Below are 24487 nucleotides of genomic sequence, written 5' to 3'. Positions count from 1 at the left end.
ATGATAAGGAAAGGCGCGGCGCTAGCGGGGCTTGTTTTGATGTCGCCCGTCATTGCGCAGCCGGTAATGGTGGAGAGCGGGCGTGTTCACCTGCGCGGACAACTGGTCAATGGCGGCTGCGCTGTCGCCACAGAAAGCCAGAATTTGCGCGTATTGATGGGACAGTACCGCACGAATGCGTTTACCGGTCCTGGCAGCTTCGCTCCCGTCAGCGTTCCATTTTCGTTACGGTTAATCTCCTGTAGCGCGGAGGTCTGGCGTCATGTCGGCATTGCGTTTGCCGGCGTTACGCCTGCGGAAGATCCCCATGTTTTTCTGGCCAGCGGCGAGGGTATCGGTAATGCCGGAATCGGCCTGGCATTATTTGATGACCAGCAGCGGCAAATCATACCTAACACGTTACCGCTTCATTACACGCCCATTTTAACGTCAGAAATGACTTTGCATTTTACTGCCCGCTATCGGGCAATTTCAGAAAATATGACGCCGGGACGAATTCATTCAGAAGTGTGGTTTACGCTGGTTTACCCATGAATTTTCTTGCCGACGTGACTCAATGCAAAAGGTATTTTTTACCATGCTGAATAGTATAAAAGTAGGCTTTATTGTTCTTCTCACGTTATTTACTTCGCTGAACGTACAGGCGGCGGGGGGGATTGCATTAGGCGCCACGCGCGTTATTTATCCCTCGGCGGCGAAGCAGACTTCTCTGGCAATCAGTAATAGCGATACTCAAGAACGTTACCTCGTCAATTCATGGATCGAAAATAACGCTGGGCAGAAAGAAAAAACGTTTATCGTTACGCCGCCTTTATTCGTCAGCGAGCCCAAAAGTGAAAACACGCTGCGTATTATCTACGCCGGGCAACCGCTACCCGGGGATCGGGAGTCGTTATTCTGGATGAACGTGAAAGCCATCCCGTCGGTCGATAAAAGTCATATTGAAGGAAAAAACGTTCTGCAACTGGCGATTCTGTCGCGCATCAAACTGTTCGTGCGTCCGGCGAATTTGCCGCAGACGCCGGAAGACGCGCCGACCTTGCTGAAATTTTCCCGTGTCGGCAACCATCTCAAGATAACCAACCCATCTGCTTATTACCTCACGCTGGTCAATATCAGCGTGGGCGCGAAAAAGATTGATAACGTGATGATCGCGCCAAAAAGCGACATGCAAATTCCCTTACCGACTGGCGCGCAGGGCAACGTGACATTTCAGTCCGTCAATGATTACGGCGCATTGACGTCGGCGACAACGGCCAGTCTCGGTTAAGCAGAGAGCGTGAAGCCACACGAGAACACGATGAAGAAGACAACCTGGTTTGCAGGGCGATTTCCCGGCTATGTATCACCGTTAAGCAGCGTGGCGCTGTCGGTGCTGGCGGCGCTGTGTCCGCTGACGAGCCGCGGCGAAAGTTATTTCAACCCTGCGTTTTTGTCGGCGGATACCGCGTCCGTGGCGGATTTATCTCGCTTTGAAAAAGGTAATCATCAGCCTCCCGGTATTTACCGGGTGGATATCTGGCGTAACGACGAATTCGTAGCGACGCAGGATATTCGTTTTGAGGCGGGCGCCGTGGGCACCGGCGATAAATCCGGCGGCCTGATGCCTTGTTTTACACCGGAGTGGATTAAACGGCTGGGCGTGAATACCGCGGCGTTCCCTGTCTCAGATAAAGGCGTCGATACCACGTGTATTCACCTTCCTGAGAAAATCCCGGGCGCGGAGGTCGCGTTCGATTTCGCGTCGATGCGCTTAAACATTAGCTTGCCGCAGGCGTCATTGCTCAACAGCGCGCGTGGCTATATCCCGCCGGAAGAGTGGGATGAAGGGATACCCGCCGCACTCATTAATTACAGTTTTACCGGTAGCCGCGGAACAGACAGCGATAGCTATTTTTTGAGTCTGCTGAGTGGCTTGAACTATGGCCCCTGGCGGTTGCGTAATAACGGAGCCTGGAACTATTCGAAAGGGGACGGCTATCATTCGCAACGCTGGAACAACATTGGCACCTGGGTACAGCGCGCCATCATTCCGCTAAAAAGCGAACTGGTCATGGGGGACAGCAATACCGGGAACGATGTTTTCGACAGCGTCGGCTTTCGCGGAGCGCGGCTGTACTCTTCTGACAATATGTATCCCGATAGCCTGCAGGGCTACGCCCCCACGGTTAGAGGAATCGCCCGGACGGCGGCAAAGCTGACGATACGACAGAACGGGTATGTTATCTACCAAAGCTATGTGTCGCCGGGCGCGTTTGCGATTACCGATCTTAATCCTACCTCTTCCAGCGGCGACCTTGAGGTGACGGTAGATGAAAAAGACGGTAGCCAACAACGTTACACGGTGCCTTACTCTACCGTTCCGCTATTGCAGCGTGAGGGCAGGGTGAAGTATGACCTGGTGGCCGGGGATTTTCGCAGCGGCAATAGTCAGCAGTCTTCGCCATTCTTTTTCCAGGGAACGGTGATTGCCGGCCTGCCTGCGGGGCTGACGGCTTACGGCGGTACGCAACTTGCCGATCGTTACCGTGCCGTGGTGGTCGGGGCGGGGCGAAATTTGGGCGACTGGGGAGCCGTGTCGGTTGATGTCACACATGCGCGTAGCCAACTGGCAGATGACAGCACCCATCAGGGGCAATCGTTGCGTTTTCTGTACGCCAAATCGCTGAATAATTACGGGACTAATTTTCAATTGCTGGGTTACCGCTATTCCACGCGCGGATTTTACACCCTGGATGATGTGGCATATCGCAGTATGGAAGGGTACGACTACGAATACGATAGCGACGGACGCCGCCATAAAGTGCCGGTGGCGCAGAGCTACCACAATCTCCGCTACAGCAAAAAAGGCCGCTTTCAGGTCAATATTTCGCAAAATCTGGGGGATTACGGGTCACTGTATCTTTCCGGCAGTCAACAAAATTACTGGAATACGGCGGATACCAATACCTGGTATCAACTGGGATACGCCAGTGGATGGCAAGGCATAAGTTATTCGCTGTCATGGTCGTGGAGCGAGTCGGTGGGGAGCTCAGGCGCCGACCGCATTCTGGCATTCAATATGTCCGTTCCGTTTAGCGTTCTGACCGGACGGCGTTATGCGCGCGACACTATTCTTGATCGTACTTATGCCACGTTTAACGCCAACCGCAACCGCGACGGCGACAATAGCTGGCAGACCGGCGTGGGCGGCACGCTTCTGGAAGGACGTAATCTGAGCTACAGCGTGACGCAAGGGCGTAGCAGTAGCAATGGTTATAGCGGCAGCGCCAGCGCTAGCTGGCAGGCGACGTATGGCACGCTGGGCGTGGGATATAACTACGATCGCGATCAGCATGACTATAACTGGCAACTTTCCGGCGGCGTGGTCGGTCATGCGGATGGTATTACGTTTAGCCAACCGTTGGGCGATACCAATGTCTTGATTAAAGCGCCGGGAGCGAAAGGCGTGCGCATCGAAAACCAGACCGGCGTGAAAACGGACTGGCGGGGCTATGCGGTAATGCCCTACGCCACGGTATATCGCTATAACCGCGTCGCGTTAGATACCAACACGATGGACAACCATACCGATGTCGAAAATAACGTCAGCAGCGTGGTGCCGACAGAGGGCGCGCTGGTGAGGGCCGCTTTTGATACGCGGATAGGCGTAAGGGCAATCATTACCGCGAGGCTTGGCGGACGTCCGTTACCGTTTGGCGCGATAGTACGAGAAACCGCCAGCGGCATTACCAGTATGGTCGGCGATGACGGACAAATTTATCTGAGCGGCTTGCCGCTAAAAGGTGAACTGTTCATCCAGTGGGGAGAGGGGAAAAACGCGCGTTGTATCGCCCCTTACGCCCTGGCGGAGGATAGCCTGAAGCAGGCGATTACGATAGCCAGCGCAACCTGTATCCGTCCGGCGTCATAAAAGGAAAAATAGAGATGAAAATATACTCAGCGCTATTGCTGGCGGGGACCGCGCTCTTTTTCACACATCCCGCGCTGGCGACGGTTTGCCGCAATTCAAACGGGACGGCGACCGATATCTTTTACGACCTGTCAGATGTTTTCACCAGCGGCAATAATCAGCCGGGACAGGTGGTTACGCTGCCGGAAAAATCAGGTTGGGTCGGCGTAAACGCGACGTGCCCGGCGGGGACAACGGTAAATTATACCTACCGAAGCTATGTATCAGAATTACCGGTACGAAGCACCGAAGGAAATTTTAAATACCTCAAACTGAATGACTACCTTCTGGGCGCGATGAGCATCACCGATAGTGTCGCTGGCGTATTTTATCCGCCCCGTAACTATATTCGCATGGGCGTCGACTCTAACGTGTCGCAGCAAAAGCCGTTTGGCGTGCAGGACTCAAAGCTGGTTTTTAAATTAAAAGTGATACGGCCTTTTATTAATATGGTGACGATCCCTCGCCAGACAATGTTTACTGTCTATGTGACGACCTCTACCGGCGACGCGTTGAGCACGCCGGTGTATACCATTAGCTACAGCGGCAAAGTGGAAGTACCGCAAAACTGTGAAGTGAATGCCGGACAGGTCGTGGAGTTTGATTTCGGCGATATCGGCGCGTCGTTATTTAGTCAGGCGGGGGCGGGTAATCGTCCGCAAGGCGTCACGCCGCAAACGAAAACTATCGCTATTAAATGTACCAACGTCGCGGCGCAGGCCTATTTATCTATGCGGCTTGAAGCCGAAAAGGCCTCAGGGCAGGCGATGGTGTCCGATAATCCGGATTTAGGCTTTGTGGTTGCTAATAGCAACGGTACGCCGCTCACACCCAATAATTTGTCGAGTAAAATTCCGTTTCATCTTGATGATAACGCCGCCGCTCGCGTAGGTATTCGCGCCTGGCCGATCAGCGTGACGGGGAATAAACCGGCGGAAGGGCCGTTTACTGCGCGCGGCTATCTACGAGTCGATTATGATTAAGGAGGCATAATGATCTTTCGGCGCGTTTTCATCGCTATCGGTTGTGTTTTGTTCAGCCCGCTGAGTCAGGCCAACTCATCTCTGGGCGAAGTGAATATTGAACTGCGCGGTAACGTGGTGGATTTTACCTGCGCCGTGGTGGCGGGCGACAGTAACAAATCGGTTAACCTCGGCACCTGGCCGACAAAACAGCTTCACGCCGCCGGTGACGCCACGCAACCGGTAGCCTTTAGCCTAAAACTTGAAGGCTGCCCGCCGGGGTCGGCGTCTATAACGTTTTCCGGGACGCCAGCGCCCGGCACGGCATTACTGGCGCTTGCTGATACGGCAATGGCGCAAAAACTGGCGATTGAAATTCGCGATGGCGATCAACGTCGATTGCCGCTTGAACAGGCCAGCAAGGCCGTCGATATTGACAACAACGGCAATGCTACCCTGAAATTCTATGCGAACTATATCGCCTTAGCCGATGGCGTGCAGCCCGGACTTGCTAACGCGGATGCGACCTTCCTGATCAATTACAATTAGTGTCCGTTATTGTGGCTCCCGAACGATAATTCGCCGGGAGTACATTTACAATAATTCGTGTGATTTGGCGTAATCGATAAGCTCAACGATAGAGTGAAGGCCAAGTTTAGAAAATATATTGGCCTTATGCGCGCTGATAGTCTTGTTACTCAATAAAAGTTGCTCGGCAATTTCTTTGTTAGACATTCCATTGGCCAGATAGCGCAGCACGGTAACTTCGCGGTTAGATAGTGGCATATCATGGTGCCCACCTTTGGGGGTACGGGTATTACTGATGAAATTAAGCGTCTCAGATGGGAAAAAAGAATAGCCGGATAAAATCATTTTTACCGCATTATAAATATCATTGAGGTCTTTGCGTTTACTTACAAATCCGTTTGCGCCCGCTCTTATTGCTCTTCCGGCATAAAAAGCCTCTGATTTCGACGATAAAAAAAGTATCCGGGTATGTTCCTGGATAGATTTGATTCGTTTAAGTAAGGTAAAGCCGTCGGTGCCCGGTAATTCAATATCCAGAATGACAAGGTCAACAGGATAAGTGCGCAGATACTCTATCGCTGTTCGGCTATCATCCGTTTTCAGGACAACCTGAATATTGCTATTTTTACCGAGTAAAACTTCGATCGACATTCTTACAATAGGGTGTTCGTCCATAATGATAACAGATGCAGGTTTCATTGTTGTATGCCTCAGACTGTTATGCGTCCTTCGTTTTAGAATAAGCGTCAGACACCTTAAAGATTGTGAAATAGCCAGGTCTACGCACCACACAGTGGAGCAATAATAAAGAATGAGACCTCCCTGTTGACTGGCTATTTTGCGTAAGAGTAATAAATATGTGGAATATCCATTTCGCACCAACAAAAAAGAAATTTCTGATTAAGTAAAAACAATATGGATTATACCTGGTCTGATTTCTCGGAAAAGTCTTGCGAAATGCGAATTATGGATAGCGGGTAGGATGTTCTGTGGCGTTATAGAAAATTTGTTCGTGGTGGAGCTATTTTCTTTAGAGTTGACATTGAGTAGTTTAAACTGTTGTTTTTAAGTATAAAAATAATATGAAAGACTAATTGTTTAGTATTTGTTATGTAATAACAGAAAGATGTTGACGCTGGAGACCTCAAAAAACGAGGAGGGACAGGGGGCGATGTAAGAAAAAAATTTTTATCGCTTACCAGGACGAGTTGTAAATATTAATTTTATGTGAAATATTTACATTTAATGGAAGTGAAAATAAGTAATTTCTTAAAAAATCTTATTCACCAAAACGTTACTCCGTTAAAAAATATCGTGGAAAGTAACGTTTAGCTGCTGGAGCAGCCGAAGAAAGCTTTGCCTGTGGGGAAGGTTAAGGAGGGTGATAAGTTGTTTAAGCCGGTAAACTACACGATGATAAGGTACGCTTTGCTGACGTGCTATTTCTTTTAAAGAGGCACCTTGCGCTAAAGTTTCAATCATCAACCAGTCAGTACGGCTAAAGCTTTCCGATAAGCGAGGTTCGGCGGCTGATAACAAGGCTTCGCGTACAGAGGCCAGATTTTGTCGTCGCGACAGGACAAAAAAACGCCCAGCCATACGGATAAACTGAGCTATAGCGGGGGTTTTATCTGATACCAGCAGGTAAAACTGGATATCGCTTTGTTGCCAACTGAGCGCGCGTAGCTGGTTAAGCGCCTCAATACAGGAGACAGGTAGCGTCTCCATATCTACAATCAGTTGTCTGAGCGACCCCTTTTCAATCCACAAAGAAATGTCATCTAATGAGCGGAATGCAGCGGTACGTTTTCCGGAAAATAAGTAGTGACTCAGCGAATAGCCGAGGTAGTTGTCAGTTGTAATTATTGCCTGAGAAATGATACCAACCGGCAAGGCATAATTGAGCTGTTGGTTCAGTAACTCAAGGCGATCAAATATCTGCGGCGTTGGAGAGTGATAACGGCAGGCGCAGTCTTTAGCATTTCTTAAACGGCGGTGTCTTTCCCTGCGTGGTACGCTGCGCATCCTGCTTTTTCCATTGCTCTAATATATATCTGGTAATATGGCTGGCCATAAATAACCTTGTTCCATCGTTGCACCAGCGTAAAAAGCAATGCTTCGTTGCTCTGATGTTTCAATGCCTTCCATCAGCATTAACTGCTGAAAAAAAACTTCGCTATCATGTTTTGACGGAAGTTGCGTCAGGACCTCATAGCCGATTAATTGCGCAGTTGAGAGATTAACGATTGGCTCAGATTTTAACAATCTGCTGTTGAGATATGAATGACGTGTTGGCGAAGACGCCAGGTGTGGGGGATTTATCCTTTCCTTTAATAAAGTACCCTGTGCCACCAAACACTCCTCCAGGCATTTATGATGCAGCCATATATTTTCGACCCCTGAATCTATCAGGATATTATGGGCATCATTGTGGCAGCGTTAAAAAAATGCCTGTAGGTATCGTTACTTAATTATTGGTGAGATATTTCGTAAGCCTTGTAAAAAGTTAAGTGGGTTTACTTACTGAGTAAGAAATGAAGGTTAACTCTAATATACTTTAAAAACTGCTGCTCCGTTTTAACATGTAATTTTCGCATAATGCTCCGGCGGAGTGACTTTGTCTGCTCTTCAGAAAGTGAAAGTAAAGCGGCCGTTTCGCTTAAATGATAACCGCTGGCGATCAGTTTTAACAGGTGACGTTCTGTTACTGAAAAATGACGAGTCGTGCAGTAGTGACAAATGCCAGAAGGGACGCTATGTCGAAGCGCTCGTTTATGTAAGATCAATATCATTTTCCGGGTAATTTCTTCAACATCATCTTCCCGATAAATATGCGGCAGCATATACAGACATGGTCTGAACATGAGCTTTTCTTTATCGCATTTATTACAAATAATCACCCGTAGCTGATGTTGGGTATGCATAGGTATCTGGTAACAGCCTGCGCTGAACCAATCATCATCCAGGGCCAGGAAAGCGATATCGGCATTATCTATCTCTTCTGGCGGCAGAAAGTCAATTTTCTGCTGCCATTGATTCGCCAGACGCGTCATGATGATTTTCAAACCATGCTCAAAGTGACTGTTTTGTTCCTTAATAGCGATACTCAGCATAAAAAATATCCTACACGGCAGGTGAATCATGGTGAAATATTAAAGAAACTGATTGATTTTCTAAATACTGGCGGCCTTAATTCCCACTTTATGCGTGCTGAGATGTGTCCAGGCGATTTCCTGGAACCTGGCATTGCGCCAGAAAAGACGATATTCGTACACTTAGTCAGCAACCAGAACAAAAGCCATTGACTCAGGAGTGCCTGACCGTATAATTCTCGCGTTTCGTCTACACGAAGTCTTCACTTCACAAGGCGCCCTTAGCTCAGTTGGATAGAGCAACGGCCTTCTAAGCCGTGGGTCGCAGGTTCGAATCCTGCAGGGCGCGCCACTTATAAATCAACGTGTTACGCTTCTTTATTTCCTCCTTATTTTCCATATGGGACATATTTGGGACATCATCACCAAAAATGTCGTCTATTTTCCTCGCGTGTTCCGTTAAATGATTAGGTGCAAGGTGAGCATATCTGTGAATCACCACGGATAACCTGGACACTTCTGAGTCGTTGATGATATAGGTTTTCATATTCAGCCGGTGGCATCTGCTCGCTCGAACCATGCCGGCGTCTACTGTTATAAAACATTTCTATGTAATCAAAAATATCGCTTCTGGCTTCGTCTCTCGTTCCGTAGATCTTTTCCTTTATCCGTTCACGCTTCAGTAGCTGGAAAAAGCTTTCTGCAACCGCATTGTCATGACAGTTGCCACGACGGCTCATTCTGCTCTCCAGTCCGTGCGGTTTCAGGAGCGACTGCCATTCATAGCGGGTGATTACGTCGCCACACGGCCATCAGAAGCGCATTCAGGACTCTATCTTTTGTCATTCATGGTTGCAGTGACCAATTGAATCTATTGCGGCTTTTTTTTATATGTCCCGCTCGTCAGTAACCCGCTTCAACTCTTTCGGGAGTCGGCGGATTCCGGTCTGATCATCTGACTGCTCTTTATTTCTTTATTGGTGGAGGAGTTCGACCCGTACTTCTTTATCCTGGCGTAAAGACTGTGGGTAGTAATATCGAGATGTGTTGCGGCGCTGGAAACAGAATGGCCACGCTCAACGACCTGTCTTACCGCTTCAATTTTAAACTCTTCGGGATAACGTTTACCGCTCATAGGCACCTCTCTTTAAGTCATCTTAAATGGCTCTGAGGTGTCTGTTAAACCTGTGGCGATTCACATTGACCGCAGATTGTCAGGTTCCTTTACCCGGTAGTGAAACCAGTAGGGGGCAGTTTATCCGCACTAAAAGACGGTGTTCCTGCATCTGTGGTGGAGTTGAACCGGATGGGCTTTGGGCACATGCGTATCCTTGCGTGTATTGGTCAGTTGCCGGAGTCTGGATTAATGCACTATGGCTCCGTTGGGTTCTTTTTTGGGACTGATGGTGCATTGCGACTTCTTGCTAAGAAACCTGATGGGGCATTTGTGACATACGATATGTAGGAATCCCCGCCGCCCGTTACCCATTGGTGGCGGGGAACATTAATTATACATGAATGTTATTTAATTATTTCCGTAATATTCTCATTTGTCCTCGCCCCTGTTCTAACGTCCCATGTCCCAGATGTAATTGATTCTAATTCATTTGAATCTATGCCGTTAATCGCCCGCCCGGAAAGCCATCTTCCGTCTATTTGGAATGTCTTCTTGTCGACATCTGCATTTATAATTTTTCCATCCTTTGTTTTAAAGCTAATGAACATCGCTGTATTCTCATCAAGAGAATCAGCAGGATTTTTATTAAACTCAAATATTACAAAGGTTTTAATGCCCATTTGCTGTTTATATATCCATAATGATTTTATATAAACGTTGTTACATATTTTTGCGTTAATATTAAGAGGCTTGAAATTAAAGGCTCGTGAATAGTCGAAAAATCCTGGAGCAGTTATTTTCAAATCAATCCCGTAGTATCTAGACATTGCTTCACTGTTAAACGTATCAAGACTTGGGCCTGCATGCAGTACCGGTGGAAAGTAATAATCAGGAATTATCGCTTGATCTTGTTTGTTATGTTTCGCCCTGTCTATTATTTCTTCCCTAATCTCCGTTTGTTTGCTTATTGATTTAATTGATGAGTAATAGAGGATGTATGATGGGATGAAATATAAAAAAGCCATTGCATATGTAGTAACAGATAAATAAATGGAAGCCTTGTTAAATTTCGTAAATGCAGAATGAGCAACAAAGGAAATCGAAAGAATCATAAAGCAGAGTGCTCCATTGAGAGCCCTGCTGGGCATTGCAGGAGATGCAAGGAACGCAACATTTGCAGCAATTGCACCCAGCATGAATAAAAAGCTTCCAAACATAAGTTTGCTGCTACTATTCCTTGATAACACTACAGAGATTAGTAGTATTATAAATGCAATATAGACCTGCCAATATGCCCCCATTGCTGATGGCAGCCTTTCTGAAAAGTGCTCAAGAACCCTCCATGCAAGTGGTTGATTGTACCAGTCTTGTATTGTAGACGCACGGGATAGGTTTCCCGGAGCCAGCAGGAGAACCCCCGCGCCTATTGCAGATCCGAATACGCCAATCAGTAAATATTTATTTCTATTCATTATAAAGAAATATGCTACAGAAATTAATACAACTACAAGAGATGTATTTTCATTTGAGCAACCTGCAAATATCGATGATATGGCATATACAAAGAGTATTAAATTGGATTTTTTACCATTGCTTAAATATATAGAAATTAGTATATAAATGGCAATGAACATGTTGGTCCATAAGTAATTTGCTGACCCAACAAGCCAGAAGTTAGTTTGACCGAGGGCTGGATTTGCAACGAAGTATAAGAAAAATAAGAAAATCATCACATATGGGGACGGTGACGACTTTGTTAATGTAGCTGGGATCATTGTCCAGCACAACACCATTAATGTTAGCGCTGCTGAGTTTATTGCATTGTAAATATGCGGGGAGAAAAACTTTAATAGAGATGTGCTGATCGTATCTGACACAACCCTTCCGCTCCATCCCAAATAGTGCATTTTTACGCTAGAAAGCGAAAGCTCTCTTAGGGCATAAGTATAGTCATCAGAGTTCATTGGTGTGATAAATCCTATTGAATACACCAACGAGAAAACTATAAGGATAGCGATTACCATTTTTAATCTATTGTTAACCATTTTTCTTCTCATTCTTAATTATGTACTTAGGCCTTTTTTTTGTTTCTATGTAAATCCTGCCAATATATTCCCCAAGAATACCTATTCCTATCAATTGAACGCCACCCAGAAAAAGTACAGAAACAAGAAGAGACGGGTAGCCAGGAACATTATTTCCAAATATTAATTTATCAATAATCATCCATGCACCGTAAAGGAATGACATACCTGCAATAAACAATCCAATGTAAGTCCATATGCGGAGCGGAAATGTTGAGAAAGAAGTTATTCCTTCCAGCGCCAGATTCCATAATTTCCAGCCATTGAATTTTGAATCGCCGGCAACACGCTCAGCGCGGGCGTATTCAACTACATCAGTCTTGCCGCCCACCCATGACAGAACGCCTTTCATAAACAGATTACGTTCTGGCATCTGTTTAATATTTTCGACAACCTCACGACTCATTAACCGAAAGTCGCCAACGTTCTCTTCAATTTTCGGATTGCTGATTTTATTATGCAGCTTATAAAACCATTCAGCTGTCTTACGCTTCATGCGCCCGTCAGTTGAGCGGTCTGAGCGCTTAGCCAGCACCATATCCGCGCCAGCCTGCCACTTCTCAATGAGATGGGGGATTACTTCTATCGGATCTTGTAAATCGACATCAATAGGAATGACCGCATCCCCGGTTGCATGGTCGAGACCCGCGAAAAGAGCAGGTTCTTTACCGAAGTTTCGCGTAAACGAAAGCGGAATAACGAGCGGATCAGATGCAGCTATTTTGTTAATTATTGATTCAGTCGCATCTTTGCTTCCATCGTTGATGAAAACAATCTCAACTTCATACGGTTTTAGCTCTTCAAACTCGCGAACCGTTTTATAGAAAATAGGTATCGTGGCTTCTTCATTGAAGACCGGAACGACTAACGAGATTTTCATTTCGCATCCCTAAAGACAATGAACTTTGAATAAATGAATCCGCATATCAGGCTGATAGCTGAAAAGGTGACAAGAGTAAGGAGTGGCGGCAGGGAACATTTGTCAGCCATCCAGCCAACAACGGCGCTCAGTGTTCCCATAAATCCCACGTACATCATGTAGCGAAGCGTGGTGGTGCTGGCGTTAAAGGTGAAGCGCGCATTGGCATAGAAGCTGAACGATACGGCGATAACAAAACCGGAAAAGTTCGCCAACGCCTGATGCGTATGCATCCCATACACACAAAAAGCAAATACGCCCCAATGAATAAGCGTGTTAAGAACACCGATCGATGTGTACTTAGCGAATAACTTCAACATTATGAAAATCAGCGGATTCGGAAAGGTCTGGAGTGTAGCACTACAAATTGCTTTGATCGATATAAACGATCAATAATGTGGTATTCAATAGTTTAAAGTTATTGTTATCTTATTAATTGATCGTTGTTACCGATCAATTGGGGCTACTGATTGCTAAGTAGTTTGGGACAAAAACGGGACACACAAAGCTTTGCATCGGCTTGCAAGGCTTTGCATGTTTTTCGAAGATGGGGCGAGTGAGCGCCGTAGTAATGGGATAACTTGTTGTTAGCTCAGGTAGTTCCAGGAACATCTAAGCCGTGGGTCGCAGGTTCGAATCCTGCACGGCGCGCCATTTAACCTCTCAAAATTACGTTAATCCGTAAGCTTCTGCGGCGGCGACGTTGCGCCATCCGCAGTACGTGACGCTAATATGCAAATAACTAATTGCGTTTAATCTGTTTATGGTGCTCCTCAGCCTGGATCTCGTGGGAGAAAGAATGGGCATTATTCATCGATTAATGGATGACCATTGCTTTTTCATAGTCGTCCATTTCAGAAAAGGATGTCGCATTTTCCACAGTAGCCGGGGCGCTGGGTTTCTGTGTCTGAGCCATTTGCTGATGCGCGAAGGCGTCACCGTTATTCATCATCTCATGTGCTGTGGCGGATAATTGGCGGGATTCCATTTTCTCTGCGGTGTTTACGCCAGCTGAAATAAAAAAACGACAGCTAAAAGGGATGTAAACTTATTCATCTTATTTCTCCGGTGTGGGTTAATAAGAGAAATAATAAAACAGTTGTTGGGCCTGGCGCGTGACGGGATAATGACGATTATATCAGATTATTTTGCTGGCTAGTGATAGCGCCTTTCACTATCGCTACAGTTCAACGGAGGTGTTTGGGGAATGTCAAAATAAAACGAGTAGCGCGTGTATCGGAGGTGACAGAAATTTTTCCCCGGTGCGCAGTGACGATGGATTTTACAATTGCCAGGCCTATACCGCTGCCTTCCCCTTTACGCTGGCGGGAGGGATCAACGCGATAAAAACGATCGAAAAGGAGCGGCAAATGTTCCGGCGCGATTGGCGTACCGGGGTTTTCAACAATAATATGTATCTGGTCGTCCGCTTCTTTTATCCGAAGAGTAATGGTTTTACCCGGCGGCGTATAGCGCATCGTATTAGAGAGTAAATTACTGATCGCTCTGCGCAGCATGATGGGATCGCCGGTGATTCAGCAGGCGCGGCCTTCAAAGCGCAAGCTCCCAACACCTTTTCGGCAGAAAAACTCGATGAGGCGCTTTACCACGGGGCGGTGCTCCGGGTGCGGCCAAAAGCCATGACGGTAGCGGTGATTATCGCCGGTCTGCTACCTGTTTTATGGGGGACCGGCGCGGGTTCTGAGGTGATGAGCCGTATTACCGCGCCATTGCTGTCGCTGTTCATCATTCCGGCAGCCTACAAGCTGATGTGGCTGCGCAGGCATCGTCGCCTTGCGGCATAACGTGTGCACCCCGCCTGCGGCGTCAAACTGCAGGCGGGTTCAGCGTACGTTTATCGTCCGAGCGCGCTGACCCGTTTGCGGTACTCGCCTGGTGTACAACCGAATTCACGGACAAAAGCTTTGTGAAAAGAAGATTCGCTCGCATAACCTACCGACTCGGCAATCACCATCACCGGCAGCACTTCACGCGACAGGGTCTGGGCGGCGATTTGCAGGCGCAGCGTTGTTAACACGGCTAAGGGCGTTGTAGCGGACACGTCGCGAAATAGCTGGGCGAAGCTCGCCCGCGACATGTGTACCCGTTGCGCCAGCGTTTCGACCGTCCAGGGATGCGCCGGTGTTTCCAGCATGTGAAGGATCACGCGGCCCAGCCGGGGATGCAGTAATAAATTGAGCACGCTTTTCGCCGTGCCAGCCTGCGATAGCCAGTCGCGAACGGCGAGGGTAAACAGCGTGGCGCACTGCTGACTGTATAAGACATCAGCGCCAGGTAAATGGCGTTCTGACTCCTGCTGTAACAGCAAAATGGTGGCGTTAATCCAGATACTGGCGGGGCTATGCGGCGGCGGGGCAAGACATAACACTTCCGGCAACGCGGTAAGGAAATAACGTGACGTCGTGTGCAGACGTAGACTACCGCAGACGATATGTGTCGGTGATTCGCCAGACTGGCGCAAACGGTGGGCGGAGTTTTGCGGCAGAATCACCACCTTTCCCGGCGTAAGCGTCATGGCGTCGCCGGTAGGCATTTCCAGTTGCGCTTCGCCCTGCGTAACGGTATGCCAGCGAATCACCGATAGTTCGCCAGCGGCGTGCGGCAACTGCCAGTCGCCGCCTAACGGGCAATTCTTGTCGATTGAGCCCTGAGGGGCGTTAAGCGTCAATAGCCGACTAAGCGCATCCATATAGACTCCAGAACAGATTTATTTTCAAAACTAGAGATAACCATTTCTGTATCTGTTCACTATATTTCGGACTCAATGTCATTTCTACCCTTGTTTTTGCTAACCACCAATTTAGACGATAAGACAAAAAATGGCGCGTTGCGGATAACCCTGTCTTTTTTGACGTTATTTATACTTGTCCTGACAAACAGATGGTGATTTGGCGGAGAAAGAAGATGACACAGTATCAGGCGCTCATTATTGGTTTTGGCAAGGCAGGAAAAACGTTGGCGGCAACTCTGGCGAAGACGGGATGGCGCGTGGCGATTATCGAACAGTCCGCCAGTATGTTCGGCGGAACCTGCATCAACATTGGCTGTATTCCAACGAAAACGCTGGTGCATGATGCGGAACGTGAGGGCGATTTTTCTGTCGCCATGCAACGTAAAGCGGCGGTCGTAAATTTTTTACGCGACAAAAATTTTCATAATCTTGCCGACCTGGACAATGTCGATGTGATTGAGGGAAGGGCGGAGTTTATTGATAACCATACCTTACGGGTATTTCAGGCGGACGGCGAGCGGGTGTTACGGGGAGAAAAGATCTTTATTAATACTGGCGCAGAGTCGGTGATCCCGGCTATTACGGGCTTAACAACGACGGCAGGGGTGTTCGATAGCACCGGGCTACTCAGCCTGAGCCAGCGTCCGGCGCGGCTGGGGATTTTAGGCGGTGGTTATATTGGCCTTGAATTTGCCTCAATGTTCGCCAACTTTGGTACGAAGGTCACTATCTTTGAAGCAGCGCCGCAATTCCTGCCTCGTGAAGATCGGGATATCGCGCAGGCAATTACCCGTATTTTACAGGAAAAGGGCGTCGAGCTGATTTTAAACGCCAACGTACAGGCCGTATCCTCAAAGGAGGGCGCGGTACAAGTAGAAACGCCGGAAGGCGCGCATCTTGTGGATGCCCTGCTGGTGGCGTCGGGGCGAAAACCGGCGACGGCTGGCTTACAGTTGCAGAACGCCGGCGTGGCGGTGAACGAACGCGGCGGGATTATCGTGGATGATTACCTGCGTACCACGGCGGACAATATCTGGGCGATGGGCGACGTTACCGGTGGGTTGCAGTTTACCTATATTTCACTGGATGATTTTCGTATTGTACGCGACGGGTTATTGGGAGATGGCAAACGCAGTACCCGCGATCGCCAGAATGTTCCGTATTCCGTCTTTATGACGCCGCCGCTCTCTCGTGTCGGGCTGACGGAAGAACAAGCGCGGGCAAGCGGCGCAACGGTGCAGGTGGTGACATTACCGGTGGCGGCGATCCCTCGCGCCCGTGTTATGAACGATACTCGTGGCGTACTAAAAGCGGTAGTGGACGTGAATACGCAGCGTATTGTAGGGGTGTCATTGTTATGCGTCGATTCTCATGAAATGATTAATATCGTTAAAACCGTTATGGATGCAGATTTACCTTATACGGTGTTACGCGACCAGATATTTACCCATCCTACAATGAGTGAGTCTTTAAACGATCTCTTCTCTCTCATTAAGTAAAACATAAATAATATAGCCCTGTTAATCAGGGCTTTTTTTTGCCTGTCAGACCATAAAAATACGCCAGGACAAATATGCTGGCGTCTGAAAGAAAAGGCTTTAGTCAGGCATAACGTATTATAACACCATTGAAATAACCCACGACTGGAAATCTCGATGTTAAAAGTTACCACACTTATTGCTTCATTATTGGCTGCGCCGCTGGCGTTTTCCGCTTCCGCCCAGCCGCTAACCGACGTTGAATATATCAGCGTTTCTGCGGTGTCAGCAACGCCGTCAATGCTTGAAGATGCTATTGCCAGACTGGCGCAAAGTAAACAGGCGTCGTCATGGAAAATTACGTCAATGCGTATTGATAATACGGGTTACGCCACTGCGATATTATATAAATAAGGAGAGTCTGAGATGGATAAATATCTTCGTCTGTTAAGTCAGGGGGATCGGCTGGGGTTAACATTAATTCGCCTGAGTATCGCCATCGTTTTTATCTGGATTGGACTACTAAAATTTGTGCCCTATGAGGCAGACAGTATTACCCCGTTTGTGGCGAACAGCCCGTTTATGTCTTTTTTCTATGAACATCCGGAAGAATATCGTCAGCATCTGACTCATGAGGGCGAACTAAAACCGGAGGAACGCGCCTGGCAAACCGCCAATAATACGTATGCGTTTTCGGATGGTCTGGGCGTGGTGGAATTGATTATCGCGGCGCTGGTACTGGCTAACCCTGTCAGCCGTTGGTTAGGGCTGGCGGGCGGCGTGCTGGCATTCCTGACGCCATTTGTCACGCTGTCGTTTTTAATCACCACGCCGGAGGTCTGGGTTATGCCGCTGGGCGATGCGCATTATGGTTTTCCGTATTTATCGGGCGCCGGGCGGCTGGTATTAAAAGATACGTTAATGCTGGCAGGTGCGGTGATGATCATGGCGGACTCCGCCCGTTCGTTACTTTTACAGCGACAGTAGCGACCCTCTTACCCTCTTTATGCCGCGATTCGTCGGGTGGCGCTTGCGCCATCCGACAATGTGTTGATGAATGATGGACTACCCTGACAGAAGTTCCTGTTCCACCTGTTGAACCTGCGCCTCCAGCGTATTGCGAATTTCGGTTAGCGCCCGTTCCTGCTCGGAGAAATAGGCTTCCTTATCCGCAACGGAAGAGGCGAGCCGCCAGGCATTTTCCGTTTCCAGTTGCGTTATCTCTTTCAACAGCGCGTCGATTTGCGTGCGGAGCTGGCGTATTTTATGGCGCAGATGTTCCAGGTTATTGAGCCTGTCGCTTGCCATCATCGGTTCCAGACCGCTTTGCAACTGTGTCAGTAACGCGCGAATTGCCGCCAGATCGGCATTCTGCCGCGCCTGATTAAGCTGTACCATCATCTGGTGCGCTTTTTCTTTTAATTCATCGGCGACCACATCCGGGTGACACAGGCGGCTGGCCTGACGCCACAAACGTTTTAATTCACTGCGTTCGTCTGCCGACAAACGTTGATCGCGGGCGTAGCGGAATTGCGCTTCCTGCTGCTGCTCCCGATACTGGTGATAGTCCTGTTCCGCATTTTCCTGCGCCTGGCGGAATGCGCTGTCGTCCTGATGGGAAAAATCCGCTTCCAGCTCGCGAATTTCCGCCAGCAACGCGGTGATTAACTCCGTCTGCTGCTGGATTCGCTGACGGATGCCCACCGCTTCGCGCGAGGCGGCATTCAATCCTGTCCACTGCTGTTTTAGCGTTGCCAGTTGATCCACGGCCTGGGAAATAAATTGCAGGCAGGATTGATAATCCTTTTCCCGGCGTTTTATTTCGGCTTCTTGCTTACGCTGCATACTCACCGCGAGCTGTTTACGCAACTCCAGAATACGGCTCATCAACGGCCCGAGACGCAGATGATAGAGGTCGTTGAAATCGTCGAGGATTTGTACCCGCGCATTTCGTTTGTCAATCAGATCGCGAAGTTGGGCTTCAAGCGCTTTCAGCTCCAGTTTACTGGCGGCAATAGAGGGATCTTGCCACGTCGAGAGCGCCCGTTGAGCCTGTAGCCAGGCGGCGATCTCTTGCATGGCGTCACTGAATCGACGAGCTTCAATCGCCTGGGCAATCGCGCTGATTACGGCATCCTGCGGCTCATTTTTCAGGTAGATGAGCTGCTGACGGATAATCTCTTCGTCCTCAAGTTCGATGGCGCTTTTGATGATCTCTAAACGTTTGATGATCTTATTCATGACGTTGATGCCTGGCGTGGCTCAAAAACGGATAACAGATACCAGGTCTGATTCACCTTTTTGAAAATACTGAAAAAATACTAAATGTATTCTGTAGGGTGTCGTACTTTTCGTCCAGAGTTATTCACATATTTTATACCCGGCGTCTGTCACCCGTAACGTTCTATATCGGCGCGCACTCTTTTCTTTTTACTCCCCACGACATCTTTTTTTACACGATAACGTTAACGTCCGGAGTTGAGCCTTGACAAACGATTGCGCCTTGCGGCAGCGAGAGCGAAATGTTAAAAGGTGCCCCTCAATAAAAACGATACAGGGGTAGGACGTGAAAAACGCGTCAACTGCATCCGGCGCCAGCGTGTCGGATGCCGCGTCGAAGAATGAACCGACGCTTCAACGGGGGTTGCAAAACCGCCATATTCAGCTAATCGCCCTGGGCGGCGCCATTGGCACCGGACTGTTTCTGGGCATCGGCCCGGCGATTCAAATGGCGGGGCCGGCTGTTTTGTTGGGCTATGGCGTTGCCGGGATTATCGCTTTTCTCATTATGCGCCAGTTGGGTGAAATGGTCGTGGAAGAGCCGGTTTCCGGATCGTTTGCCCACTTCGCCTGGAAATATTGGGGGCCGTTTGCGGGCTTTTTGTCGGGCTGGAACTATTGGGTCATGTTTGTGCTGGTCGGGATGGCGGAGCTGACCGCGGCGGGCATCTATATGCAGTACTGGCTGCCTGACGTACCAACATGGGTATGGGCGGCGGCGTTTTTTATTATCATTAATGCCGTGAATCTGGTGAACGTTCGTCTGTATGGCGAAACGGAATTCTGGTTCGCGCTGATTAAAGTGCTGGCGATTATCGGCATGATAGGTTTTGGTCTGTGGCTGCTGTTCTCCGGCCACGGCGGCGAACATGCCAGCATTGATAACCTCTGGCGTTATAACGGTTTCTTCGCTACCGGTTGGCATGGTTTGCTTCTGTCGCTGGCGGTGATTATGTTTTCTTTTGGCGGACTGGAGCTGATCGGCATTACTGCGGCGGAAGCGCGCGATCCACAAAAAAGCATTCCGAAAGCGGTGAATCAGGTGGTATACCGTATTTTGCTGTTCTACATCGGTTCGCTGGTGGTGTTGCTGGCGCTCTATCCGTGGGTAGAGGTGAAATCCAATAGCAGCCCTTTTGTGATGATCTTCCATAACCTGGACAGTAATGTGGTGGCTTCGGCGCTGAATTTCGTTATTCTGGTCGCGTCGCTTTCGGTGTATAACAGCGGCGTTTATTCGAATAGCCGAATGCTGTTCGGCCTGTCCGTACAAGGCAATGCGCCGAAATTTTTAACCCGCGTCAGCCATCGCGGCGTACCGGTGAACTCGCTGATACTTTCCGGAGCGATTACCTCGCTGGTGGTGCTGATCAACTATCTGTTGCCGCAAAAAGCGTTTAGCCTGTTGATGGCGCTGGTTGTCGCGACGCTATTGCTAAACTGGATAATGATCTGTCTCGCGCATTTACGTTTTCGCGCGGCGATGCGTCGTAAAGGGCGCGAGACGCAATTTAAGGCGCTGTTCTATCCCGCCGGAAACTATTTGTGCATTGCGTTTCTGGCGCTGATTCTGGTGTTAATGTGTACGATGGACGATATGCGATTGTCGGCGATTTTGCTGCCGGTATGGATTGTATTCCTGTTTATCGCGTTTACCGTTTTGCGCCGTAAGGCTCATTAACTTTTTTGCCCGATCCCATGTTCATGCGATCGGGCAATCCATTAATGCCGCAATGTCCCTGACAGCGCGCGAATATCGCTGCCGGTCGGCGTCTGATGAATACGCAAGCCAAACTCTTCCACCACGGCAAAAATATGGTCGAAAATATCGGCCTGAATGCTCTCATATTCCAGCCACACGACGGTATTGGTAAAGGCGTAGATCTCTATCGGCAAACCATGATCGTCAGGCGCCAGTTGGCGTACCATCAGCGTCATGTCTTTACGGATGCGCGGATGGTGGCGTAAATATTCGTTCAGATAGGCGCGAAATGTCCCGATATTGGTCATGCGGCGGTGATTTAAGGCTGATTCCGGCGCATCCAGTTGTTTATTCCATTCATCGATTTCCTGATGACGGCTGGTAAGGTACGGCTTTAACAGTTGCGCGGTTAACAGCCGCTGTTTTTCATCATCATCCAGAAAATGGATACTGGTCGCGTCAATATTAATGCTGCGTTTAATCCGGCGTCCGCCGGACGCAGACATGCCGCTCCAGTTTTTGAATGAGTCGGAAACCAGCGACCAGGTGGGAATGGTGGTGATGGTATTATCCCAGTTGCGTACTTTTACCGTGGTTAAGCCAATATCAATGACCGCGCCATCTGCGCCATATTTCGGCATTTCCAGCCAGTCGCCCAGTTTGAGCATATCGTTGGCGGAAAGCTGGATACCGGCAACCAGGCCAAGAATCGGGTCTTTAAAGACCAGCATTAATACCGCGGCCATCGCGCCCAGCCCGCTGATTAAAATTGCTGGTGACTGGCCAATCAGCAGTGAGATCATCAGAATGCCGACGATAATTGCGCCGATGAGCTTAATACCCTGAAATATTCCTTTTAGCGGTAACTGAGAGGCGGCGGGCCATTTTTGCGATAGATTGAAAATCACGTCCAGCAAGGAAAATAACGACAGCAGGGCGTAGGTCATAATCCATAACTGCGCGCAGGTCGTCAGGATATCCGCAGCCTCACTGCCTTTTTGTAGCCAGAGCGCGGCCTGAATATTGACAATGATGCCTTGCAGCGTAAAAGCCAGACGATGGAATAATTTATTCTGGGTAATAATTTGCAGCCACAGGCGGGAACTGGCGCTGGCACGTTTTTCGAAAGCGCGCAGTACTATCCAGTGCAAAATAATATGCACGACAACTGCTGTCAGAAAAATAATACCAAATATCACCACCAGCGACGTGGTGTGATTCATTTCAATTCCCGCTAAATCTTCTACCCGGGATATCAATTCCTGCATAATCTCTCCTTTATAAACAGCAGCCTATGATGACTGCTGAATGGCATTTATGCAAATCAGGACGCCTGCGCTTCAGGCATAATCAGCAACAGACGGGTAAAAGCGCCTCTGGGGTTATCCATACGCTATATTTTATCCTGCGCCCTGTAAACGTCGTTATTTTACGCGGTTCCCTCTTTTTGAACAGGCGCCAGTCCGTCAACAATGAATGAAAACTTTTTAACCAGAATGTTTAAAACGATTGCAATATCTCTGTCGGATAATGATTAGCACCGTCGTACCTATCAACAATAACATTAAGGAACATCGGATGACCCAAAAGCGTACCCTGCTAAAATACGGCATACTCTCGCTGGCGCTGGCCGCGCCATTATCTGCCTGTGCGTTTGACTCTCTTACGGTGATTGGCGATAGCCTTAGCGATACCGGTAATAACGGTCGCTGGACCTGGGATAGTGGTCAAAATAAGCTCTACGACGAACAGTTGGCCGAACGATATGGGCTGGAATTAAGCCCTTCCAGCAATGGCGGCTCTAATTATGCCGCCGGCGGCGCGACGGCGACCCCGGAATTAAACCCGCAGGATAATACCGCGGATCAGGTACGGCAGTGGCTTGCCAAAACGGGGGGAAAAGCCGACCACAACGGTTTGTATATTCACTGGGTCGGCGGAAACGATCTGGCGGCGGCCATCGCGCAACCAACCATGGCACAGCAAATAGCCGGTAATAGCGCCACTAGCGCGGCGGCGCAGGTAGGGCTGTTACTGGATGCCGGCGCCGGGCTGGTCGTGGTGCCAAACGTACCGGATATTAGTGCGACGCCAATGCTTCTGGAGGCGGTAATCACCGCTGGGCTGGGCGCAGCGGCGCCCCCGGCGCTAAAAGCGGCGTTAGATGCGCTGGCGGAGGGCGCTACGCCCGATTTCGCCAGTCGGCAACAGGCGATCCGCAAGGCGCTGCTGGCGGCGGCTGCAACGGTAAGCAGCAATCCATTTATTCAGCAACTGCTCGTTGAACAACTGCTGGCGGGCTATGAAGCGGCGGCAGGGCAGGCGTCAGCTCTGACCGATTATTATAATCAGATGGAAGAGAAGGGGCTGGAGCAACACGGCGGCAATATAGCCCGTGCCGATATCAACGGCCTCTTTAAGGAAATTCTTGCCAACCCGCAGGCGTTTGGTCTGACAAATACCGTAGGTATGGCCTGCCCGCCTGGCGTATCCGCTTCGGCGTGCTCCTCGGCAATGCCTGGATTTAATGCGTCGCAGGACTATCTGTTTGCCGATCATTTACATCCCGGTCCGCAGGTCCATACCATTATTGCGCAATATATTCAGTCGATCATTGCCGCGCCGGTACAGGCGACATACCTGAACCAAAGCGTTCAGTCGATGGCGCAAGGCAGTCGTACCACGCTTGACAGCCGTTATCAGCAGCTTCGCCAGGGGGAAAATCCTGTTGGTTCGCTGGGCATGTTCGGCGGATACAGCGGGGGATATCAACGTTATGATAATAATGAGGCCGACGGGAACGGTAATCATAATAATCTGACGGTTGGCGTCGATTATCAGCTTAACGAGCAGGTTCTGCTGGGAGGGCTGATAGCCGGTTCTCTGGATAAGCAACATCCTGACGATAATTATCGTTATGATGCCCGCGGTTTTCAGGCCGCCGTATTCAGCCATTTACGCGCCGGTCAGGCGTGGCTGGATAGCGATTTACACTTTCTGTCCGCTAAATTCAGTAACATTCAGCGCAGTATAACGCTCGGTGCGCTAAGACGGGTGGAAGAGGGCGAAACCAACGGTCGGCTGTGGGGCGCGAGGTTAACCAGCGGTTATGATTTTGTCATGGTGCCGTGGTTAACGACCGGACCGATGCTGCAATATGCATGGGATTACAGCCACGTTAATGGTTATAGCGAGAAGCTCAATACCAGTACATCAATGCGTTTTGGTGACCAAAACGCCCATTCGCAGGTGGGTAGCGCGGGTTGGCGTCTGGATCTTCGCCACAGCATCATTCACTCCTGGGCGCAGATTAATTATCGCCGTCAGTTTGGCGATGATACGTATGTGGCGAACGGCGGCCTTAAATCGACCGCGCTGACGTTTAGCCGCGACGGAAAAACGCAGGATAAAAACTGGGTTGATATCGCGATTGGCGCAGATTTTCCGCTGTCGGCAACGGTGTCCGCTTTCGCCGGGCTGTCGCAAACGGCAGGGTTAAGCGATGGCAATCAAACCCGTTATAACGTTGGGTTTAGCGCCCGATTTTGATGACACGCCAGGGAGGGCCAACCCCGTTCGTTCGTGACACGATGAGCCGAAAGCGCAACGGTAAGTTTTATA

The 24487-nt window shown here is 49.2% G+C and carries 22 protein-coding genes, 2 tRNA genes and 4 pseudogenes; 13 read left to right on the top strand and 15 right to left on the bottom strand.

The annotated features are described in order from the left end of the window. From fimI to sfmF, 5 genes are read left to right on the top strand one after another with little or no spacing between them, the layout of a single operon-like run. Positions 1-534, top strand: coding sequence for a type 1 fimbrial protein subunit FimI (gene fimI / locus QEN31_RS16765; RefSeq protein ID WP_000619606.1), 534 nt, complete (start codon positions 1-3; stop codon positions 532-534). A 43-nt stretch (positions 535-577) separates the two neighbouring features. Then, a complete protein-coding gene (fimC, locus tag QEN31_RS16760; RefSeq protein ID WP_000935025.1) occupies positions 578-1270 on the top strand; it encodes a type 1 fimbria chaperone FimC in 693 nt (230 codons plus the stop codon). 30 nt (positions 1271-1300) lie between these two features. Then, the gene (locus tag QEN31_RS16755) at positions 1301-3913 is read left to right on the top strand and encodes a fimbrial biogenesis usher protein (RefSeq protein WP_000754233.1); all 2613 of its coding nucleotides are present in this window, start codon (positions 1301-1303) and stop codon (positions 3911-3913) included. Between the two features lie 14 nt (positions 3914-3927). Then, on the top strand, positions 3928-4935 hold the full coding sequence (gene fimH, locus QEN31_RS16750; RefSeq protein ID WP_000708662.1) for a type 1 fimbria D-mannose specific adhesin FimH: 1008 nt from the start codon (positions 3928-3930) through the stop codon (positions 4933-4935). Between the two features lie 9 nt (positions 4936-4944). After that, positions 4945-5463, top strand: a complete 519-nt coding sequence (gene sfmF / locus QEN31_RS16745) for a fimbria assembly protein (protein ID WP_000577507.1) — start codon at positions 4945-4947, stop codon at positions 5461-5463. A gap of 45 nt (positions 5464-5508) precedes the next feature. Here the strand turns inward: sfmF and fimZ are convergent, their stop codons facing one another. The 4 genes from fimZ to fimW form a co-directional block, all read right to left on the bottom strand. Then, complete coding sequence (fimZ, locus tag QEN31_RS16740) at positions 5509-6141, bottom strand: fimbria biosynthesis transcriptional regulator FimZ (protein ID WP_000801273.1); 633 nt, start codon at positions 6139-6141, stop codon at positions 5509-5511. 603 nt (positions 6142-6744) lie between these two features. Further along, positions 6745-7467 carry a fimbria biosynthesis regulator FimY gene (fimY, locus tag QEN31_RS16735; protein WP_001258123.1) on the bottom strand — a complete coding sequence of 241 codons (723 nt, stop codon included), beginning with the start codon at positions 7465-7467 and terminating at the stop codon, positions 6745-6747. Positions 7468-7485: 18 nt separating this feature from the next. After that, entirely contained in the window at positions 7486-7797 is a 312-nt protein-coding gene (locus QEN31_RS16730) for a hypothetical protein (RefSeq protein WP_000226501.1), read from the bottom strand. A gap of 161 nt (positions 7798-7958) precedes the next feature. Then, positions 7959-8555 (bottom strand): fimbria biosynthesis transcriptional regulator FimW, encoded by a 597-nt coding sequence (gene fimW / locus QEN31_RS16725; protein ID WP_000948629.1) that lies wholly within the window; start codon positions 8553-8555, stop codon positions 7959-7961. A gap of 254 nt (positions 8556-8809) precedes the next feature. On the opposite strand from fimW, the gene QEN31_RS16720 reads away from it, so the two are divergent. Next, positions 8810-8886: transfer RNA gene (locus tag QEN31_RS16720), tRNA-Arg, on the top strand. Between the two features lie 21 nt (positions 8887-8907). On the opposite strand, the pseudogene QEN31_RS16715 reads toward QEN31_RS16720, so the two are convergent. The 6 genes and pseudogenes from QEN31_RS16715 to QEN31_RS16690 form a co-directional block, all read right to left on the bottom strand. After that, positions 8908-9033, bottom strand: a pseudogene (locus QEN31_RS16715) (integrase); the annotation flags it as partial. After that, positions 9002-9416: pseudogene (locus QEN31_RS16710) on the bottom strand (IS3 family transposase); the annotation flags it as partial. The pseudogenes QEN31_RS16715 and QEN31_RS16710, both read right to left, overlap by 32 nt. A gap of 34 nt (positions 9417-9450) precedes the next feature. Further along, entirely contained in the window at positions 9451-9669 is a 219-nt protein-coding gene (locus QEN31_RS16705) for an IS3 family transposase (protein WP_001541675.1), read from the bottom strand. A 386-nt stretch (positions 9670-10055) separates the two neighbouring features. Next, positions 10056-11708: a putative glucosyltransferase GtrC1 gene (gene gtrC1, locus QEN31_RS16700; protein WP_010988978.1), complete on the bottom strand. Its 1653-nt coding sequence runs from the start codon at positions 11706-11708 to the stop codon at positions 10056-10058. Beyond that, a complete protein-coding gene (locus QEN31_RS16695) occupies positions 11689-12615 on the bottom strand; it encodes a glycosyltransferase family 2 protein (protein WP_000703614.1) in 927 nt (308 codons plus the stop codon). The genes gtrC1 and QEN31_RS16695 overlap by 20 nt, the downstream gene beginning before the upstream one ends. After that, on the bottom strand, positions 12612-12974 hold the full coding sequence (locus QEN31_RS16690) for a GtrA family protein (RefSeq protein WP_000915523.1): 363 nt from the start codon (positions 12972-12974) through the stop codon (positions 12612-12614). Before QEN31_RS16690 ends, QEN31_RS16695 begins: the two co-directional genes overlap by 4 nt. 240 nt (positions 12975-13214) lie before the next feature. Between QEN31_RS16690 and QEN31_RS16685 the strand changes: the two genes are divergently transcribed. Continuing rightward, positions 13215-13308 (top strand) — tRNA-OTHER (locus QEN31_RS16685). Positions 13309-13471: 163 nt separating this feature from the next. Here QEN31_RS16685 and QEN31_RS16680 read toward each other — a convergent pair. Beyond that, positions 13472-13642, bottom strand: a complete 171-nt coding sequence (locus tag QEN31_RS16680) for a hypothetical protein (RefSeq protein WP_001683811.1) — start codon at positions 13640-13642, stop codon at positions 13472-13474. Positions 13643-13841: 199 nt separating this feature from the next. Beyond that, a pseudogene (locus QEN31_RS16675) lies at positions 13842-14216 on the bottom strand (ATP-binding protein); the annotation flags it as partial. Positions 14217-14219: 3 nt separating this feature from the next. Here QEN31_RS16675 and QEN31_RS16670 point away from each other — a divergent pair. Continuing rightward, positions 14220-14459, top strand: a pseudogene (locus tag QEN31_RS16670) (efflux RND transporter permease subunit); the annotation flags it as partial. Between the two features lie 50 nt (positions 14460-14509). Here QEN31_RS16670 and rclR read toward each other — a convergent pair. Further along, a complete protein-coding gene (gene rclR / locus QEN31_RS16665; protein WP_000339633.1) occupies positions 14510-15364 on the bottom strand; it encodes a reactive chlorine-specific transcriptional regulator RclR in 855 nt (284 codons plus the stop codon). A 215-nt stretch (positions 15365-15579) separates the two neighbouring features. Between rclR and rclA the strand changes: the two genes are divergently transcribed. The 3 genes from rclA (at position 15580) to rclC (ending at position 17871) form a co-directional block, all read left to right on the top strand. Continuing rightward, positions 15580-16905 carry a reactive chlorine resistance oxidoreductase RclA gene (gene rclA, locus QEN31_RS16660; RefSeq protein WP_000195929.1) on the top strand — a complete coding sequence of 442 codons (1326 nt, stop codon included), beginning with the start codon at positions 15580-15582 and terminating at the stop codon, positions 16903-16905. A gap of 156 nt (positions 16906-17061) precedes the next feature. Further along, positions 17062-17298 carry a reactive chlorine resistance periplasmic protein RclB gene (gene rclB / locus QEN31_RS16655; protein WP_000922170.1) on the top strand — a complete coding sequence of 79 codons (237 nt, stop codon included), beginning with the start codon at positions 17062-17064 and terminating at the stop codon, positions 17296-17298. A gap of 12 nt (positions 17299-17310) precedes the next feature. Further along, positions 17311-17871, top strand: coding sequence for a reactive chlorine resistance membrane protein RclC (gene rclC, locus QEN31_RS16650; protein ID WP_000362180.1), 561 nt, complete (start codon positions 17311-17313; stop codon positions 17869-17871). A gap of 78 nt (positions 17872-17949) precedes the next feature. Here the strand turns inward: rclC and QEN31_RS16645 are convergent, their stop codons facing one another. Further along, positions 17950-19125 carry a DnaJ family molecular chaperone gene (locus QEN31_RS16645; RefSeq protein WP_001033457.1) on the bottom strand — a complete coding sequence of 392 codons (1176 nt, stop codon included), beginning with the start codon at positions 19123-19125 and terminating at the stop codon, positions 17950-17952. 325 nt (positions 19126-19450) lie between these two features. On the opposite strand from QEN31_RS16645, the gene pheP reads away from it, so the two are divergent. Continuing rightward, positions 19451-20845: a phenylalanine transporter gene (pheP, locus tag QEN31_RS16640; protein ID WP_000786288.1), complete on the top strand. Its 1395-nt coding sequence runs from the start codon at positions 19451-19453 to the stop codon at positions 20843-20845. A gap of 41 nt (positions 20846-20886) precedes the next feature. Here pheP and QEN31_RS16635 read toward each other — a convergent pair whose 3' ends face one another. Further along, a complete protein-coding gene (locus tag QEN31_RS16635) occupies positions 20887-22134 on the bottom strand; it encodes a mechanosensitive ion channel family protein (protein WP_001156978.1) in 1248 nt (415 codons plus the stop codon). Positions 22135-22444: 310 nt separating this feature from the next. On the opposite strand from QEN31_RS16635, the gene QEN31_RS16630 reads away from it, so the two are divergent. Next, positions 22445-24415, top strand: coding sequence for an autotransporter domain-containing esterase (locus tag QEN31_RS16630; RefSeq protein WP_000192437.1), 1971 nt, complete (start codon positions 22445-22447; stop codon positions 24413-24415). Positions 24416-24487: the final 72 nt, after the last annotated feature.

This window comes from Salmonella sp. SA15303, assembly GCF_029962125.1.
GTDB lineage: Bacteria > Pseudomonadota > Gammaproteobacteria > Enterobacterales > Enterobacteriaceae > Salmonella > Salmonella enterica.
This window is presented reverse-complemented; position numbering and strand designations above follow the sequence as displayed.